General features: G+C 44.2%; 18 protein-coding genes. 12 read left to right on the top strand and 6 right to left on the bottom strand.

The annotated features are described in order from the left end of the window. The 5 genes from A8805_RS20190 to A8805_RS20210 all read right to left on the bottom strand — a co-directional run. Positions 1-215 (bottom strand): transposase (locus tag A8805_RS20190; RefSeq protein ID WP_181392938.1); only part of this gene is annotated, 215 nt, incomplete at its 3' end. Between the two features lie 183 nt (positions 216-398). Further along, positions 399-1085, bottom strand: a complete 687-nt coding sequence (locus A8805_RS20195; RefSeq protein WP_109714521.1) for a cyclase family protein — start codon at positions 1083-1085, stop codon at positions 399-401. Between the two features lie 36 nt (positions 1086-1121). Then, on the bottom strand, positions 1122-2660 hold the full coding sequence (locus tag A8805_RS20200; protein WP_109714522.1) for an FGGY-family carbohydrate kinase: 1539 nt from the start codon (positions 2658-2660) through the stop codon (positions 1122-1124). A 17-nt stretch (positions 2661-2677) separates the two neighbouring features. After that, a complete protein-coding gene (locus A8805_RS20205) occupies positions 2678-3499 on the bottom strand; it encodes a transketolase (protein WP_109714523.1) in 822 nt (273 codons plus the stop codon). Positions 3500-3508: 9 nt separating this feature from the next. Beyond that, positions 3509-4444, bottom strand: a complete 936-nt coding sequence (locus tag A8805_RS20210; protein WP_109714524.1) for a transketolase family protein — start codon at positions 4442-4444, stop codon at positions 3509-3511. Between the two features lie 245 nt (positions 4445-4689). On the opposite strand from A8805_RS20210, the gene A8805_RS20215 reads away from it, so the two are divergent. The 12 genes from A8805_RS20215 (at position 4690) to A8805_RS20270 (ending at position 16895) form a co-directional block, all read left to right on the top strand. Next, the gene (locus A8805_RS20215) at positions 4690-5568 is read left to right on the top strand and encodes a MurR/RpiR family transcriptional regulator (protein WP_181392939.1); all 879 of its coding nucleotides are present in this window, start codon (positions 4690-4692) and stop codon (positions 5566-5568) included. Positions 5569-5575: 7 nt separating this feature from the next. Further along, a complete protein-coding gene (locus A8805_RS22405) occupies positions 5576-5764 on the top strand; it encodes a hypothetical protein (RefSeq protein ID WP_109714526.1) in 189 nt (62 codons plus the stop codon). Positions 5765-5768: 4 nt separating this feature from the next. Continuing rightward, positions 5769-6782 carry a LacI family DNA-binding transcriptional regulator gene (locus A8805_RS20225; RefSeq protein WP_109714527.1) on the top strand — a complete coding sequence of 338 codons (1014 nt, stop codon included), beginning with the start codon at positions 5769-5771 and terminating at the stop codon, positions 6780-6782. Positions 6783-7129: 347 nt separating this feature from the next. Beyond that, positions 7130-8221 (top strand): substrate-binding domain-containing protein, encoded by a 1092-nt coding sequence (locus A8805_RS20230; protein ID WP_109714528.1) that lies wholly within the window; start codon positions 7130-7132, stop codon positions 8219-8221. A 256-nt stretch (positions 8222-8477) separates the two neighbouring features. Then, positions 8478-9974, top strand: coding sequence for a sugar ABC transporter ATP-binding protein (locus tag A8805_RS20235; RefSeq protein ID WP_242992516.1), 1497 nt, complete (start codon positions 8478-8480; stop codon positions 9972-9974). 12 nt (positions 9975-9986) lie between these two features. Then, entirely contained in the window at positions 9987-10973 is a 987-nt protein-coding gene (locus tag A8805_RS20240; protein WP_109714530.1) for an ABC transporter permease, read from the top strand. Positions 10974-11006: 33 nt separating this feature from the next. Beyond that, entirely contained in the window at positions 11007-11840 is an 834-nt protein-coding gene (locus A8805_RS20245; RefSeq protein WP_109714531.1) for a transketolase, read from the top strand. Next, positions 11833-12774, top strand: coding sequence for a transketolase family protein (locus A8805_RS20250; protein ID WP_109714532.1), 942 nt, complete (start codon positions 11833-11835; stop codon positions 12772-12774). Before A8805_RS20245 ends, A8805_RS20250 begins: the two co-directional genes overlap by 8 nt. Continuing rightward, positions 12771-14270, top strand: a complete 1500-nt coding sequence (locus A8805_RS20255) for an FGGY-family carbohydrate kinase (RefSeq protein ID WP_109714568.1) — start codon at positions 12771-12773, stop codon at positions 14268-14270. The genes A8805_RS20250 and A8805_RS20255 overlap by 4 nt, the downstream gene beginning before the upstream one ends. An 18-nt stretch (positions 14271-14288) precedes the next feature. Continuing rightward, positions 14289-15335 carry an NAD(P)-dependent alcohol dehydrogenase gene (locus A8805_RS20260; protein WP_109714533.1) on the top strand — a complete coding sequence of 349 codons (1047 nt, stop codon included), beginning with the start codon at positions 14289-14291 and terminating at the stop codon, positions 15333-15335. 111 nt (positions 15336-15446) lie between these two features. After that, positions 15447-16214, top strand: coding sequence for a hypothetical protein (locus A8805_RS20265; RefSeq protein ID WP_109714534.1), 768 nt, complete (start codon positions 15447-15449; stop codon positions 16212-16214). A gap of 12 nt (positions 16215-16226) precedes the next feature. Continuing rightward, positions 16227-16895: a histidine phosphatase family protein gene (locus tag A8805_RS20270; protein WP_109714535.1), complete on the top strand. Its 669-nt coding sequence runs from the start codon at positions 16227-16229 to the stop codon at positions 16893-16895. A 111-nt stretch (positions 16896-17006) separates the two neighbouring features. Here A8805_RS20270 and A8805_RS20275 read toward each other — a convergent pair whose 3' ends face one another. Further along, positions 17007-17801 carry a DeoR/GlpR family DNA-binding transcription regulator gene (locus A8805_RS20275; protein WP_109714536.1) on the bottom strand — a complete coding sequence of 265 codons (795 nt, stop codon included), beginning with the start codon at positions 17799-17801 and terminating at the stop codon, positions 17007-17009. Positions 17802-17876: the final 75 nt, after the last annotated feature.

Below are 17876 nucleotides of genomic sequence, written 5' to 3' on the forward strand. Positions count from 1 at the left end.
TATCCATTTCTGCGGTTTGTCCCCTCCTTTTCCTGTCGGTCATTACTCTCATAACCCAGATGATCTTTCATTTCTCCCTGAAGCATTGATTCAAACATAGGGCCGAAGATATCTTTCAAAGCATCCTGCATGTCTCCGACGTTTTCCGGTTGGTACTGATTCAGTATTGCCTGTACCAGTGCATCTTTTTTAGGGTCACGTTTTCTTCTTGCCATAGTAGTTCTATCCTTCCTTTTCTCTGTTGTTTAGTTTAACATATCCTGACAAAAAAACAGAGTGTGAAGTTCATTTTGAACTTACACACTCTATCTTACACTCCCTATCGTGCTGTCTATAGTGTGATAAATGGCCAGAGGACTTATACCCTCTGGCCTGCTTTGTAAATATAAGAGCTTATATTATATAATTCCCCCGTCCCTGATGGCTATAATCCGGCATGGGCATGCTTCGATCCCTGTGATTTTTAAGGGAAGCATAAATACAAGAGTTCTCTCATCCTTGATTTTATCCAGATTTGTCAGTGATTCCACCATGGCGAGGTTGTTATTAAAAATAAGGTTGTGATTTGGCTGGTCGGCCAGGGTAAAGTTTTCAAGGGAAGTTGCGTCAGTTCCGATTGCAATAATTTTCTTTTCTTTAATCAGCCATTCCATAGCATCACATGCAATATAGGGATATGGCTCCCAGTTATCAGTGCGCCAGTTTTTATCCAGTCCGGTATGTAAAAACACGATATCTCCTTCTTTAATTCGCTCGCCATAGGCTTTGAATTCTTCTAAGGTCATACAATCTCCGGCCTTTTTATCTGTGAAATCTAAAACTACAGCTTCCCCAATCAGATTTGTCAATGGAAAATTGGCAGCATTCATTCCGCCTTCTACATGATGAAGCGGAAATTCTACATGGGTTCCGCAATGTGTGGAAAAGGCAACATCTCCGGTCACATACCATGTCCCGGGACTGTGAGGTTCTCCGCGTTCTCCCAGCAGATCCACATCATATACCCAGGTCTGGAGGTTGAAGGGTTCTTCTCTTGGAACCATACGGTGGCTTAGTTCTACAACTTTGGTAAAATCAACTTTCATAATCGCATTCTCCTTTTCATTTTCATTCCCTGCAACTTACTGCGGGAGATCTGGCTTGAGCATTCCGGCACGTTTGGACATGGTCTCTTTGAGTTTGAGGTACAGTTCCTTGTATAACTCAAAATATTCTTTATATGCCAGGTGATGCTGTTTGTTTGGCAAAACAGCGGGTTTCATTGTAATCCAGGATTCTATCACGCTGTATTCCCTGATGGATCCGCTTCCGACCGCCGCCAGAAAAGCATCCCCCAGAGGTGCTTCGATGTCCTGTATTGGAGTATAAACAGGCAGCCCGGTGACATCTGCAAAAATTTGTTTCCAAAGCTCTGAACGGGCACCGCCTCCAACTAAAACGATTTTTTGAACTGCCAGGGAGCCGCCTGTCATAGATTCTATGATATGAAGCAGGGAATAGGCAACAGACTCCAGTACTGCCCGGTAAATATGTGCTTTTGTATGTGACAGGGTCAGTCCGAATAATACGCCTGTGGCATTTTCATCCCAGATGGGTGTGCGTTCTCCCATAAAGTAAGGGAGGAGGACTAGTCCTTCTGCACCTGGGGCAATATTCTGGCGGGCAATGGAAGCCTCCAGTTCCTGGTATGCCAGAAGAGAGTCAGAATCCATAAACTGAGCGGCAAACCATCTGGGCAGGGCGCCTGCGGTGGAAGCGCCTCCGTAAGTATAGTTGAGCTGCCGGGGAGTGATACAATAAGGCATGGAAACAAGGGTGGGGTCCTTGAGCTTATCTCCATGCACCAGTCCCCAGTTCAGAGAAGTCCCAAGAACGGCAGCGTTGTCCCCCGGGTGTACAATGCCTGCGCTTAACATTGACGCAATACAGTCCACGGTCCCTGTACACATGGCAACGGGATGGTCAAGCCCCAGCTTTCTCTGAAAGTCTTTGTTCAGCATTCCGATGACGTCACTGGGATTGTGAAAATCAGAGGGGAGGGCAGAATAAGGGATGTTTAATTTGCTGCACATTTCTTCTGACCAGGAATGAGTATGCTGGTCGTAGATTCCTCCCATATTTCCGGCAGAACAGTAATCTACACAGAGTTGTCCGGTCATTTTATAGATGATATAACTGTGAATGGGAAGGATGTGTTTTATTTTTGCCCAGTTTTCTGGTTCGTTCTTTTGGACCCAGAGAAGCTTTGTGAAACCAAAATAAGAATCTATGCCATTTCCGGTTGTCTTAAATAATAGCTCTTCACCCAGGGTGCTTCTAATATGGCTGCTTTCCTGTTCTGCGCGGCGGTCCATCCAGATAAGAGGAGGGCGTATGGAGTTCATATGTTCGTCGCACATTACTCCCGTTCCGCCATACAAGGCACTGATACAGATAGAGGAAATATCTGTACCTGAGGGAAGCTGTTCAATTACAGAGCGGAGAGTTGAAACGGCTGCCTCAAGCCATACATCAGGCTCCTGCTCTGCCCAATTGTTATGAAGCTGGATAATAGAATAAGTCTCAGCGGCCTGAGCTAAAATGTTTCCGCTGCTGTCTGCGGCTACTGCTTTTGTCCCGGATGTTCCAATGTCGCATCCGATAAAGATATGATTACTCATAAGGAAATCCTCCCTGATTAAGAATTTAATTCTTTCATTCCATTTCTGTAATCTTCTGATGTAGGAGTTTTGCCGTGGAATGCTATTTCGTTTTCCATAAAGGAGACTCCTTTTCCCTTGATGGTGTGGGAAAGAATAGCGGTTGGAAATCCCTTGCAGGCTCTGGCATTATCCAGTGCTGTGAAAATCTCTGGAAAATCATGCCCGTCTATTTCCAAAGTGTGAAATCCAAAGGCTTCCCATTTGGTTCTGATATCCAGCATATCCTTTACATTTACAGTTTCTGCATCATTCTGAAGACCATTGATATCCACAAAAACTACAAGATTGTCCAGATGATAATGTGAAGCAGTAGATGCAGCTTCCCAGATCTGGCCTTCGTTTAGTTCTCCGTCTCCAATCATACAATAGACTCTTGCATCTATGTTTTGGTAACGCAAAGCGAGAGCCATTCCATTGGCAGCGGACAGGCCGATTCCCAGGGAACCGCTGGTCATCTCTACCCCTGGTGTTTTGTTCATGTCAGGGTGTCCCTGGAGCATGGAATCAATGCGCCGGAAGGAAGTAAGCAGCTTTTCCTTTGGAAAAAATCCTGCGTTTGCCAGCGTGGCATATAGGGCTGGGGCTGTATGCCCCTTGGAAAGAATAAAACGGTCCCGGGCGGGAGAAGAGGGATTCTTTGGCTCATAGTTCATTTCACCGAAATAGAGGGCGGTCAATATTTCCACCATAGAAAAAGAGCCGCCCAAATGCCCGGACTGGATATTATAAATCATTTCCAGTATGTCTTTTCGTATAGTGTTTGCTTTTATCTTTAACTCATCTATGTTTCTGCACATCATCCTCACCTACCTTTTCATACCAATTGCTCGTTTAGCTGCTGCAATAATATGGTCTGCGGTTAAACCGTATTTTTCGTACAGCTCATACTGGGTACCGGACTCTCCAAAATGATCGTTTACACCTACTCTTTGAATCGGAACGGGGCAGATGCCAGACAGATATTCGCAGATGGCTCCGCCCAATCCGCCGATAATACTGTGGTCTTCTGCTGTGACAAAAGCCCCCGTTTTTCTGGCTTTTTCATACAGCAGAGTTTCCGGAAGAGGCTTGATGGAATACAGATTCAGTACAGAAGCGTAAATTTTCTCCATCCTCAGAGCAGAGGCAGCAATCAGTGCCTGTTCTGTCATCAGACCGCAGGCTGCAATTGTAACATCTCCGCCGTCTCTTAATATATCGGCACCTCCGGGAACAAAACTTTTATCACCGCTGAAAATATCTTCTGCCAAATCCCTGCCCAACCGGAGATAGGCAGGCCCGTTGTGTTTGAGCATTGCATGAATGGCTGCTTTTGTCTCTGTGACATCGGCAGCCGCAAACACTTTAAAATTTGGCAGGCTCCGCATAATTGCAATATCTTCCAATGCCTGATGGGTTGCGCCGTCCTGCCCTACACACAGTCCACTGTGGGTGGCGATAATTTTGACATTGAGGTCTGGATAAGCAATTGCCTGACGGATTTGCTCAAAAGGTTTTTCGGAGACAAACATGGAAAAACCGACTACTACAGGGATTAATCCTGCAGCGGCCATGCCTGCGGCAGTGCAGAGCATGTCTGCCTCACTGATTCCGAATCCATACATACGGTCAGGATAAGCGGCGGTAAAGTCGGTTAATTTAAGTGCCCTTGCTGAATCTGCATTTAAAACAACGAGATTAGGGTAATCTTCGGCATTTTTCAGTACAGCGTCAATGAGGGTTGCCCGGAATGATTTTTTCATTTTGAAGATCCTTTCTAAAAAGTATTTTGTAAAATTAAGTATTTACTCCGAGTATATAACAATAAAAGTGGATTGTAAATACTGAAAATTATATAATAAATCACAGAATATAAATGATATAAACTGGCAATATGTCTAATATATATTGATATATGGGATGTATAAACTCCAAAAACAATGCATTGAAAACGGAGTAAAAAAGTAGGATAATAAAAACGAGAACATAGGATAGGAGACATATGGAAATGAAAGCGATTGAGAATGGACGCAATATATTGGCAACCACTGAGTTTCTCCTTCCGAGCCTGACAGCAGCGGAAAAAAGAGTAGCAGAATTTGTACTGGCATCCCCTAAGGAAGTGATAAAGATGCCGCTGCAAAAGCTTGCAAAAAGGTGCGGGTGCGGAGAAGCTACGATTGTGCGGTTATGCAAAACGGTTGGTGTATCTGGTTATGCAGAGTTTAAATTGCTGCTTGAGGCACAGCTTTCATATCCTCCGGCAAAGGAAGAATCTGTCCATCTTGGTGCAGACCATGGAATGGGCCAGATTATTGAGAATGTATTTAAACTAAATATATTAAACTTGAAAAAAACATTGGAAGTTGCTGCGGTGGAGGAGTACGAGAGTGCCTGTGAAGTAATAGCATCAGCAAGAAAAATCTGCTTTTTTGCCATAGGAGATGCAATGTTTCCGTGCAGTTATGCCAGCCTCCGGTTCAGGAGAATCGGATATGACTGTTATGCGGATAGTGATGCTGATGTACAGATTGTAAATGCCTGCAATATGGGGGTGGGCGATGTGGCGATTGCGATTTCCCACAGCGGCAGGACGAAACAAGTAGTAGAGTCCATGCGGATTGCCAGGGAAAGAGGGGCTGTGACAGTGTGCATTACAAAGGCAGGAAAATCTGAACTGACAAAATATTCGGATATTGTTCTGTACAATGTGACTACGGACACAACCGTGGATAAAGAAATTATTGCCCGCAGGGTTGCAGAACAGGCGATGTTGGATGTAATCTATATGGGTGTACTTCAAAAGATGGAAAACAACTCTTTTGCAAAATTACAAGAGGTTTCTCAAAATTTAAAAGTAAACAAGATACCCGATAAAAATATGTGATGTCAGAATGAGTATGCCGAGACATACTTGGATTGTAACTGTTCAGTACAGGATTGTGCATTTACTGCACAGTCCGTGTGAAAACGTTGAACATGTAATAGCAAGCCCCATCGCCAAAGGCGATTTTCATGGGCTTGCGGCGTATCTGTTCATGGCTCTGAACAGATACCTTGGATTTAGGGCAGGAGGAAAATGAAAGAATGAAATATAAGGCGAAAGATATTGCGAGAGAGTTGGGGGTGTCTCCGGCAACGGTATCCCTGGTCTTGAACAACAAGCCGGGGGTAGGTGCGGAAAAACGGGAAGAAATCATGAAAAAGATTATGGAGCTGGATTGCGAATATCTCTTAAAGGATAACGGGTTTAACCGGGGGGATATCGGGTTGGTCATATACAAATGCGGCGGCTCCATTATTGATGAATATCCGTTTTTTAATTATCTCTCAGAAAGCCTGAACCGTGCTATTGAGAAAAATAATTATACAATGACGATGATGTATCTCGATAAGGATATGCCGTTAAATGAAAGATATGTCGCGCTGGAGAATTTTAGGTATGCGGGATATATTGTATATGCGGTTGAGATGTATCCTGAAGATATGGATATCTTCACCAGGCTGAATGTTCCCTGCGTGTATTTGGATAATCCTTTTCCCAGCCTTGCAGTAGATACGGTGACAGTAGATAATTATCTTGGTATTTACCAGGAATTCGAGTACCTGTATCATATGGGGCACAGGGAGTTCGGATATATTAAAAGCAAAGTGCCTATCTTATGTTTTGAAGAGCGTATGAATGCATTCGAGGATTGCCTGAGACGCTGGGGGATTAAGTGCAGGCCGGAGCATGTTATGGAGGTCGGGTACCTGGAATCAGAAACGGAGCGGGATATCGAAGCGTATCTGGAAAAGCAGAAGGATCTGCCGACGGTATTTATGGCTGATAATGACCTTCTGGCATGCAGGGCTGTACAGGCGTTTAAAAGAAATGGCATAAAAGTTCCGGATGACGTTTCGGTAGTGGGATTTGACAACAGGCCCATATGTTCCTTCACTGAGCCGAAAGTTACTACAGTCCAGCTTCCTGGCGATGAGATGGGGGAAATGGCTGTTGAATTACTGATGCAGAGGCTGGGAAATAAAAGAAAACATACTGCGAAATATAAATTGGGAACAAAATTAATTATTAATGAAAGTGTAAAAAATCTGGTATAAACTGGAAAAATGAAAGATAAGATAGTATTTTTACTAAAATTAATTTAGTAAAAATACTATTTTTTATTTAAGTTTTAGTTGACATACGTGTATAAAGGTGCTATAACTTAGTCATAAAGTCGAAAAACACGAGGAATTATGTTAAAACTTAGTCAAAGTGTATATTTTTGAAAGTGATGAATAAATTTTCTGAAAAATAAGAAATAAATAATTTAGTTATTATTTATGAAAAATATACTAAAAGAATTCCGAGTGATCAAGAACAAGAGAAAGGAGGAGCGTTTCATAAAAGTTTAATGGCATGTGAAAAGGAAAGAATTCAGGTCTAGGGTTGAAAGGAGAAAATTATGAAAAAGAAAGTTGTAAGTGTATTAATGGCAGCAGCTATGGTATTGACTATGGCAGGATGTGGAAGCAAGGATGACGAAACAGCAGCTCCTGCAGATGATTCGGCAAAAACAGAAGAAACAGCAGAAAAGGCGGAGGGCGCAGAGGGTGCACCAAATGCAGAAGCTCTTGCAGATCAGAATTTTGACACAAGTTATGAACCGGCAAAAGATGAATATAAGATTTATTGTACATACAAATTAGTTCATGCCTGGTATGACGCTATCGAAGTTGGCGTAAAAGCGGCCGTAGAAGACTTTGAAGCAAAAGGTGTTACCATTGACTATGAATGGTATGCCCCGGTAGAGCCGGACGCAGTTGACCAGGTGAACTCTATTGAAACAGCGGTTGGGCAGGGATATGACCTGGTTGCTGTAGACGTCAACCAGATTGAGACAACAAAACCTGCGGTAGATGCGGCTGTAGATGCAGGCACGAAAGTCGCTTTGTTTGCATCTTCTGATGTTCCGGATTCCAAGAGATCATTCTTCGTAGGAAACAATGATAACTATGGTGACGGTGCTGCAATTGCAGAAGCAGTATTTGAAAAGATGGGCGGAAAAGGACAGGTTGCTTTCCTTTCAGGAACAATTGGAGCATCTTCCCATGAACAACGTTTGGAAGCTTTCTATGACACTGCAGAGAAATATCCGGACATTGAAGTAGTGGATGACCAGAGAGATAACGACTTCGTAGAAAAGGCAATCGAAATTACAGAAGCCTGGATGCAGGCATATCCTGACCTTGGCGGTATACTCTGCAACAACATGTCCAATCCTGTTGGCGCATGTCAGGCTGTAAAAGATGCAGGCAAAAGCGGGGAAGTAATCATCGGTGGTATGGACCATGACCTTCGTACATTCAACTACCTGGCAGATGGTACATTATATGTTGCGCAGGTTCAGAATTGCTATGACATGGGATACAAATTAATTTACAATGCTGTTAAAACAATTGATGGTGAAAAAGTTGATGAAGTAACAGATGTTGGTTCTACATCTGTATACCAGGCAGAGGCAGAGACCTATATCGATATGCTCTTTGGTAAATAAAAAGTAAATGGAACAGACCTGAGTTGAAATGACACCACGTGCCGGCCATATGACCGATAATGGTATCTGTTCATGGTTCTGAACAGATGCTGATAATGATAGAATTCCACGTGATTATACAATGGTCGCGTGGAATTTTAATATAATAGAAAACTGTGTTTCTGTTATATTAAACCCATCCGGGGGATGCGCACTGCGCGCATAAAGGAAATGGCCGCTAAAGCAGCACCGAAAAGATGAAAAAATAGTAGAGGAAGTGAAAAAATTGAGCGAATTCGTAATCGAAATGAAAGGAATCACCAAGACTTTCCCGGGAACGAAAGCCCTGGACAAAGTGGATTTGAGCATAAAGCCCGGAGAAATCCATGCTCTGCTGGGTGAGAACGGTGCAGGAAAGAGCACATTGATGAATGTTCTGACCGGACAGTATATCATGGATGAAGGTGAGATTTTAATGGACGGACAGCCAGTAAAGATATCATCACCTAAAGACGCCTTTGGGAAAAACATTGTGTTAGTACCCCAGGAATTGAATTTGATTCCCGAAGCTTCTGTTGAAGAGAATATTTTTCTTGGAAATGAAAGAGCCAAAGGCGGACTAATTGATTGGAAAGATACGCAAAAGAATGCAGTTGAATTGCTGAAACTTTTAAATGTTGAGATAGATGTGACACAAAAGGTAAAAAGATTATCTGCCGCATACCAGCAGCTTGTATCCATTGCAAGGGCGCTTGCCTATTCTCCGAGAGTGTTGATTTTGGATGAACCTACGGCAGTACTTACGAACAAAGAGGCAATCTCCCTGTTTGAATCTATGCAGCGTCTGAAAAGCGAAGGAACTGCCATGGTATTTATTACTCATCATCTGGATGAAGTTTTGGAACAGGCTGACAGGATGACCATTATGAGGGATGGACAGCTTGTGAAGGTGGCAGAAGTGAAAGGTACGACAAAAGAAGATATCATTACTGCTATGGCGGGGAAGAAAGTAGAGGAGTCAAAGCATGTCATAAGAAATGTTTCCGATGAAGTATTTTTTGAAGCACAGAACTTGAACAGAGAAGGGGAATTCGAGGATGTTAATTTCAAAGTGAGAAAGGGAGAAATCCTCTGTATTGCAGGTCTGGTAGGTGCAGGAAGAACGGAAATTTTTAAGACTGTGTTTGGGATTACCCAAAAGGAAGCTGGCGGAAAGACATTGATTGAGGGGAAAGAAGTGGATATTAAGGATCCCCGTATTGCCATCCGTCTCGGCATGGGGTATATATCGGAAGAACGCCGTCATGATGGTATTACACCGGGAATGTCCGTTTTGGAAAATATGATGCTTCCTTCTTATGACAATCTCAAGAAAAACGGATTGATTGATTTTAAACAGGCATCTCAAATTGCAGGTGATTATATTGCAAAGTTTAAGATTAAAACTGCAGGGCAGGAGCAATTGATTAAAAACCTAAGCGGCGGAAACCAGCAGAAGGTAATCGTTGCGCGCTGGATGGCAAAGGGAATTAAGATGCTGATTATGGATGAGCCCACCCGCGGTATTGATGTGAATGCCAAGGGAGAAATTCATCAGCTTGTACGTGAACTGGCAGACAACGGTGTAGCCGTAGTCGTAATATCTTCTGAGATGGAAGAGGTGCTGGCACTTGCGGACCGGGTTATGGTTGTGCACCAGGGGAAAATTAAAGGGTATATTGAGGATGTAGATATGACCACAGAAGAAGACGTTTTGAAAGTGGCGTTTCGGTAGGAGGGAATAGAAATGGGAAAAAAGACAGTAGATTTCATTAAGTCCACTGCAGGTATGGTTCTGATTGTAACCATTCTTGTAGGTGCAATGGTACATATTACAACAGGAAACTTTTTTACGGCATATAACATCAGCACGCTGACACGTGCGGCATCATTCATTATTATTGTCAGCTTTGGGCAGACGCTTGTACTTCTGACCGGGGGTATTGACCTTTCAGTGGCGGCAGTAGGTTCCGTATGCAGTATGTTTGCAGCAACCTTTATGGTAGAAATGGGCATGAATGCATATCTTGCAATTATTATTTCCTGTCTGCTTGGACTTTTCTTCGGCGCAATAAACGGCTTTTTTATCTCGTATCTGAAAATCACGCCTTTTATCGTGACATTGGCAACCGGGGAAATTTATAAAGGTATTGTATATATCATCACAAAAGGTATGCCGATTGTAGGTGTGCCGGAAAACGCACAGTTTATCGCAAACGGAGTTATCGGCGGAATCATTCCTACAGTTTCAATTATTATGGTGGTCATCTGTATCATCCTGACGATTATGCTGAAGCGTACAAAATTTGGGCGTCACATCTTTGCACTGGGCGGCAACAGAAACTGTGCAAAAATTGTAGGCATCAAAACGGAGAGGGTAGAAATGCTTGTATACTGTCTGAGCGGTCTTTTGGCAGCTACTGCAGGTGTATTGATGACTTGTAAACTGGCGTCTTTCCAGGCGAGTATAGGAGCAAACTGGGTAATGCCGTCTGTAACTGCTACCGTACTTGGAGGAACATCCATGACTGGCGGTGTCGGCGGAGTGGTAGGTACTGTAATCGGTGGTCTGCTGAGTGGTACGATTTCTACCTCTATTACACTGCTGAGAGTATCTTCTTACTGGGAGACTGTTGTTACAGGCGGTGTGGTTCTGATTGCGGTAGTAATTGATGCAATGAAGGAAAACCCTATACTGCGTGAAAAGGTGGTACGTCTGGTGAAAAGAAAATAAACTGTAGATTCAAAGATAAGAAAGGACATTGCCATGGAAAATCTAAAAGCATTGGCTTATAAACTAAGAGAAACGGTAATCGACGTAATCGTAGAGGGAAAAGCAGGGCATACAGGCGGTGATATGAGTGTAATTGATATTCTGACGGAACTCTACTTCAGACAGATGAATATAAGCCCGGAGAACCAGGATGACCCTGACCGCGACAAGTTTGTAATGAGCAAAGGACATTCTGTAGAAGCATATTATGCGGTGCTTGCAGAGAAAGGCTTTTTTGAGAAGGAAGAGCTGGTATCTACATTTAGTAAATTTGGCTCCAAGTTCATCGGGCATCCGAATAATAAGATTCCGGGAGTTGAAATGAATTCCGGCTCTCTGGGGCATGGACTTCCGGTTTCTGTAGGAATGGCGCTTGCCGGGAAAATGAACGGACAGGATTATCGTGTATATACGGTAATGGGAGATGGAGAACTGGCGGAAGGTTCTGTGTGGGAAGGATTTATGTCGGGAAGTCATTATAAACTGGATAACCTCTGCGCAGTAGTGGACAGAAACCGGCTGCAGATTTCCGGGGGGACGGAAGATGTAATGGCACATGATGATCTGTATCAGAGATTCGCAGCCTTTGGCTGGAATGTCATTGATGTGGCAGACGGAAATGATATCGACCAGCTTCACGAGGCTTTTGAAGAGGCAAAGGCGGTAAAAGGAAAACCGACGGTACTGATTGCCAACACAGTAAAGGGGAAAGGATCTCCTGTTATGGAGAATAAAGTAAACTGGCATCACAGAGTTCCAAATGCGGAAGAACTGGCTCAGATCAGAAAAGATTTGGCGGAGAGAAAGGAGGCGGCGCTTCATGGCTAAGATTGCAAACAAACAAGTGATATGTGAAGTATTGATGGAAGCTGCTAAAACAGACAAGGATATAGTGGCGCTCTGCAGTGATTCCAGAGGAAGTGCATCTTTTGCACCGTTTGCAGACGAATTTCCGGACCAGTTTCTGGAGACGGGCATTGCGGAGCAGAATCTGGTAAGTATTTCGGCAGGGCTTGCAAGATGCGGAAAGAAAGCATATTCAGTATCACCGGCCTGTTTCTTATCTACCAGAAGTTATGAGCAGTGTAAAGTGGATGTGGCGTATTCCAACACCAATGTAAAGTTAATAGGAATCAGCGGCGGTGTAAGCTATGGTGCTCTGGGCATGACCCATCACTCTGCCCAGGATATTGCAGCAATGTCTGCGGTACCGAATATGAGAGTCTATCTTCCGAGCGACAGGTTTCAGACAGGGCTTTTAATAAAAGCATTGCTGGAAGATGAAAAACCTGCATACATCCGTGTAGGGCGCAATGCGGTTGACGACGTATACGAAGAAGAAAATGTGCCGTTTGAAATGGACAAAGCAACGGTTATCGCAGAAGGCAGCGATGTGGCAATCGTTGCCTGCGGAGAAATGGTAAAACCGGCAGCAGATGCAGCGGCGCTGCTAAAAGAAGAAGGCATCAGCGCAACTGTCTTGGATATGTACTGCGTAAAGCCGCTGGATAAAGCAGCAGTTGTAAAAGCCGCGGAGAATGCAAAGGCAGTGGTTACAGTAGAAGAACACGCACCTTTTGGAGGCCTTGGTTCTATGGTCAGCCAGGTGATAAGCAGTGAATGCCCGAAAAAGGTTGTAAATCTTTCTTTGCCGGATGCTCCGGTTATTACGGGAACATCCAAAGAAGTATTTGACTACTACGGGCTGAATGCTCAAGGTATTGCGGATACAGTAAAGTCTTGTATTGGGAGCGGAAAATAATGCAGAAGTATATTATCAGCATAGACCAGAGTACCCAAGGCACAAAGGCGCTGCTTTTTGATGAGAGCGGCAGCCTTATGAAACGCACCGACAAATCCCACAGCCAGATTGTAAACGAGAAAGGCTGGGTATCTCATGACCCGGAGGAAATCTACAAAAATACAATTGAGGTTGTAAAAAGGCTGGTAGAGGAATCGGGAATTGACGATGAGTGTATTGCAGGCGTAGGTATCAGTAATCAACGAGAAACATCTCTTGCATGGGACCGGGCAACCGGGACGCCAATCGGCGAAGCGATTGTATGGCAGTGTGCCAGGGCAGCGGACATTTGTGACCGGGTGGAAAAAATGGGCGAGGCGGATCGGATCCGTGAGTCTACGGGAATGAATCTTTCTCCTTATTTTCCTGCATCTAAGATTGCATGGATACTGGAAAATGTAAAGGGGGCAAAGGAAAATGCTGATGCAGGGAAAATCTGCCACGGAACTATTGACAGCTGGCTTATCTATAAACTGACCGGGGGCAGGTCCTATAAAACAGATTATTCCAATGCATCCCGCACCCAGCTGTTTAATATCTTTGAGTTGAAGTGGGATGAGTACATATGCAAATTGTTTGGGATTCGCCCTGAAAACCTGGCAGAAGTATGTGATTCCAATTCAAAATTCGGGGATACAGATTTTGAGGGGCTTTTATCCCATCCTGTACCAATCCATGGAGTGCTGGGAGATTCCCATGGGTCTCTGTTTGGGCAGGGGTGTTTGTATCAGGGGATGATTAAATCCACTTACGGTACGGGTTCCTCCATTATGATGAATATCGGAGAAACCCCTGTACTGAGCACTCATGGTGTAGTGACTTCTCTGGCGTGGAGTATGAGTGGAAAAGTGAATTATGTTTTGGAAGGAAACCTAAATTATACAGGAGCTGTGATTACCTGGATGAAGGATGACCTAAAACTGATTCAGTCGCCGGGAGAGACACAGGAGCTTGCAAAAGAGGCGGTAACAGATGATTCGGTATATCTTATTCCGGCATTTTCGGGGCTGGGTGCTCCTTATTGGGATAGTCATGCCGCAGCCGCTGTGCTGGGAATGACAAGAACTACAGGAAAAGCAGAAGTAGTAAGGGCAGGCGTGGAATGTATCGCATACCAGATTACGGACATTGTGAAGGCCATGAGTGAAGATGCAGGGGTGAAAGTAGAAGAACTGCGTGTGGACGGCGGGCCTACAAGGAACAGTTATCTGATGCAGTTCCAAAGCGACATTGCAGAAGCAGTGGTACAGGTGCCGGACTCGGAAGAGTTGTCTGGAATCGGTCCCGCATATGCGGCGGGCCTTGCGCTTGGCGTGTGGGATGAAAGCATATTTCAGAAATTGAACCGTAAGAAATATGAGCCCCAGATGGATGGGGCGGTAAGAAACAAAAAATATGGCGGATGGAAAGAAGCAGTTTCCAAAGTATTGACAACAAAGCAGACAGAAGGATTTTAAAGAAGAGAGGTAAATAACATGGAAGGAAAAATGAAAGTTTGTGTGATGACAGGTGCGAAGAAGCTGGAATGGGCAGAATATGACATTCCACAGCCAAACAAAGGAGAGCTGCAGATTAAGCTTGAATATGTGGGGGTATGCGGTTCTGACCTTCATTTTTATGATGAGGGGCGTCTGGGAAACTGGGTACCGGAAGGGCCTCTCGTGCTTGGTCATGAGCCGGGCGGGGTAGTAACGGCCATTGGCGAGGATGTGGAGGGCTTTGAAATTGGTGATAAAGTTGCCATTGAACCGGGAGTTCCCTGCGGACAGTGTGAAGACTGCCGAAAGGGCCATTATAATCTGTGCCGGTATGTAAAGTTCATGGCTATTCCAGAGGAAAAGGACGGTGTATTTTCGGAATACTGCACACACAGCGCAAGTATGTGCTTTAAACTTCCTGAAAATGTGGATACAATGGAAGGTGCGCTGATAGAGCCTTTATCCGTTGGGATGCATGCGTGTGAGCTGTCAAATGCAAAGATTGGTGAATCTGCCATTGTATTAGGGTGCGGATGCATCGGGCTTGTTACAATTATGTCCTTAAAAGCGAGAGGCGTGAGTGAAATCTATGCAGTGGATGTAATGGATAAGCGTCTGGAAAAAGCAAAGGAAGTAGGGGCAACGAGAGTATTTAACGGAAAAATAGAGGATATTGTGGAATTTGCAAAAACCCTTCCGGGAGGAGGCGTAGACCAGGTGTATGAGTGTGCCGGAAGCAGATATACCACACTGCAGAGCTGTAAGCTGATTCGGAGAGCTGGAAAAGTAACACTTGTAGGCGTTTCCCCTGAACCGGTACTGGAACTGGATACTGCAACCTTAAATGCAATGGAAGGAACCGTGTATTCTGTATACCGTTACAGAAATTTATATCCGACAGCAATTGCAGCAGTGGCATCCGGGGCGGTTCCTTTGAAGGCGGTAGTGTCTCATATATTTGACTTTAAAGATTGTATGGAAGCAATTGAATATAGTTTGAATCATAAAGACGATGTAATCAAATCCGTCGTAAAAATGGTGTAAAGGGAGAGAATTCGCTCGTTCTTTATACAGGGGGGCAGTCTCTTCTTGTCCGGAAGGGGCTGTCCCCATTTGTGTAATAGGAAATTATTCTATTAGTCAGGCAGGTGTATTATGAAAAAGTTGATAGTAATTATATTGGAAGTCTTCATAACGGTTTTGCTGGCCGGATGCTCAGGAAAGCTGTCAGATAAATATGTAACTGTAAATGAGTATAAGGAGATTGAGGTAGAAAGGGTTGAGCCTGAGAAGACAACAGAGGAAGACGTTGATAAAGTGGTAGCCCGTATGATGAAAGGATATACGGCAGAGCATGATTTGCCTGAGGATACAGAGATTACGGATGAGATTGTGCAGGAAACCTTATCTCATAAATCTAAAACCGTAGAGCAGTACCGGGAAGAATTGCGGAAACAGATTGCTTCCGCAAAAGAAAAGGCAGCAAGGGCAGAGTTAGAGAATGCAGTATGGGAAAAAGTGATTGATCAATCAGAGGTTAAGAAATACCCCGAGGGCCGGATAGAGGAAGTGTTGGAAAACCTGAAGACACAGTATGAAGTCTACGCTTCGGAAGCTGGGATGGAATATGAAGAATATCTGAAGGCCCTTAATATGTCAGAGGCAGACCTGAAGAAAGCGGCAGAGGCTTCCACAAAGCAGGAACTGATCGCAAATGTGATTGCATTAAAACATGCGCTGAAGCCTAATGACGAAGATTTCCAGACGGCCCTTGGGGAATACGCAAAGGAATATAAATTTGCCAATGCAGAACTTCTGCTGAAAGCGGTGCCGGAAGATGAGATGCGTCTGCTTGTGACAAGGGATAATGTGAAATCCTGGCTTGCGGACCAGTGTACCCAGACGGAAGCAAAGGGGGAATAGAGGGGGAGTTTTATGAAGACAAAAGTAATCATGGTGCGTCACGGTGAGACAGAATGGAATGTGTTATGTAAGTTTCTTGGAAGTGTAGACCTTCCACTGAATGAAAAAGGAAGAAGACAGGCAGGGTATGCCCAGGATGCCCTAAAGGATGAGCATATAGAAGTGATCTATTCCAGCCCTATGAAGAGGGCTTGTGAAACGGCAGAAATTATCCGAGGTGACAGAACTCTTGAAATTCATACAGATGCCGGACTAAGAGAAATTAGCTGCGGAAAGTGGGAAGGATTGGATGGAAGAGAAGTAGAGGAACGATACCCCGGACAGATTGCACTTTGGGGCAGCAGGCCGGAAGAGCTCCGGATTGAGGGTGGAGATACCTTTTTGGAAGTGTCGGAACGTATTGTAGATGCGTTTTTCCGAATTGTAGATGCCAACCGTGGAAAAACCATTCTCATGACGTCTCATATGATATGCCTGACGCTGCTGCTTATCCACTTTGAAGGGAAACGGATTAATGAAATGTGGAATGTAAAACCAATTGGAAATGCTGCTTTGAATATTGTGGAAGTGGAAGAAGATAATGAAATCAGGATTACTGCATGGAGCGATGACGGCTTTGTGCCGGAGGAGGATAGAAAAGGCAGTGTTCTTGTAGCGGGGAGAAATTACATAGAGGAGTAAGTGTAACGAGTCTGGATTGCCAGACTCCCAGGCTGAAGCTGTGAAAAAAGCGGGAACCACCCTTAGCATTAAATTGCGGGCTATTTAAAGTTACAGGGTGGTTTTTGCTTTTTACTTTTTATTGTAATGATGGACAACCCCGGAAGTTTCCGGGTCTACAATGATGACTTCTTTTTTTAGCCCCACCGCTTTTTGAATGATTTCCGGAGAAGTTTTATTGTCCGTTATAATCGCATCTATCTGGTTCAGTGGTATCGAATTGCAGAGAGAAGTGTGCTCACACTTTGTGTGGTCAATGAGCAGTACTGTTTTCCGGGCAATAGAAACAAGAGATTTCTTGGTTTCCACCAAGGGGTATGTGTGCTCAAAGGCGCCCCCGGGAATCCGAAAAGCTCTGCAGGAAATAAATGCAACATCAGCAGGGTGCTGGAAGAGTGCTTCTTTGGATTCTGTCATAATGGACTTGGTCCGGTGATACAGCATCCCGCCTACCAGATAGGTCTGTATATTTTCCTTGGACGATAGTTCTATGGCAGACATCAGGTTGGAGGTAATGACAGATAAAGGGATGTTATCCGGCAAGAAACGGGATACCGTATGAGCGGTGGTACCCGAATCTATGCAGATAACGCTGTAGGGATGTATGAAATGCAGGGCAGCCCTGGCAATGGCTTCTTTTTCATACTGATACTCATCAATTTGCTCGTGAAAGTAATTGGGTTTTGCAGCCTTAACAAGAAACGCACAGCCGTGTTTGCGCCGTATTAGTTCCATGCTTTCTAGTTCGTTTAAATCTCTGCGTATGGTCATTTCGCTGCAGTTCAATTCCTCTGCCAGTTCTCGTGAAGTGCACACCATGCGGTTTTCTAATAGCTCAATAATCTGTGCGTGACGTTCTTTTTTCATAATGCTCTCCTTTTTGTTGGGGAAACATCCGGTTTCTATGGTTATAGTATAACAATATGAGTGTTTAATCAATAG

This window comes from Faecalicatena contorta (assembly GCF_003149105.1).
Lineage (GTDB): Bacteria > Bacillota > Clostridia > Lachnospirales > Lachnospiraceae > Muricomes > Muricomes contortus_C.

What these genes read in the sequence shown, in the direction of transcription:
- A8805_RS20195 (WP_109714521.1), bottom strand. Translation starts at nt 1,085, where the DNA reads ATGAAAGTTGATTTTACCAAAGTTGTAGAACTAAGCCACCGTATGGTT.
- A8805_RS20200 (WP_109714522.1), bottom strand. Translation starts at nt 2,660, where the DNA reads ATGAGTAATCATATCTTTATCGGATGCGACATTGGAACATCCGGGACA.
- A8805_RS20205 (WP_109714523.1), bottom strand. Translation starts at nt 3,499, where the DNA reads ATGTGCAGAAACATAGATGAGTTAAAGATAAAAGCAAACACTATACGA.
- A8805_RS20210 (WP_109714524.1), bottom strand. Translation starts at nt 4,444, where the DNA reads ATGAAAAAATCATTCCGGGCAACCCTCATTGACGCTGTACTGAAAAAT.
- A8805_RS20215 (WP_181392939.1), top strand. Translation starts at nt 4,690, where the DNA reads ATGAAAGCGATTGAGAATGGACGCAATATATTGGCAACCACTGAGTTT.
- A8805_RS22405 (WP_109714526.1), top strand. Translation starts at nt 5,576, where the DNA reads ATGAGTATGCCGAGACATACTTGGATTGTAACTGTTCAGTACAGGATT.
- A8805_RS20225 (WP_109714527.1), top strand. Translation starts at nt 5,769, where the DNA reads ATGAAATATAAGGCGAAAGATATTGCGAGAGAGTTGGGGGTGTCTCCG.
- A8805_RS20230 (WP_109714528.1), top strand. Translation starts at nt 7,130, where the DNA reads ATGAAAAAGAAAGTTGTAAGTGTATTAATGGCAGCAGCTATGGTATTG.
- A8805_RS20240 (WP_109714530.1), top strand. Translation starts at nt 9,987, where the DNA reads ATGGGAAAAAAGACAGTAGATTTCATTAAGTCCACTGCAGGTATGGTT.
- A8805_RS20245 (WP_109714531.1), top strand. Translation starts at nt 11,007, where the DNA reads ATGGAAAATCTAAAAGCATTGGCTTATAAACTAAGAGAAACGGTAATC.
- A8805_RS20250 (WP_109714532.1), top strand. Translation starts at nt 11,833, where the DNA reads ATGGCTAAGATTGCAAACAAACAAGTGATATGTGAAGTATTGATGGAA.
- A8805_RS20260 (WP_109714533.1), top strand. Translation starts at nt 14,289, where the DNA reads ATGGAAGGAAAAATGAAAGTTTGTGTGATGACAGGTGCGAAGAAGCTG.
- A8805_RS20265 (WP_109714534.1), top strand. Translation starts at nt 15,447, where the DNA reads ATGAAAAAGTTGATAGTAATTATATTGGAAGTCTTCATAACGGTTTTG.
- A8805_RS20270 (WP_109714535.1), top strand. Translation starts at nt 16,227, where the DNA reads ATGAAGACAAAAGTAATCATGGTGCGTCACGGTGAGACAGAATGGAAT.
- A8805_RS20275 (WP_109714536.1), bottom strand. Translation starts at nt 17,801, where the DNA reads ATGAAAAAAGAACGTCACGCACAGATTATTGAGCTATTAGAAAACCGC.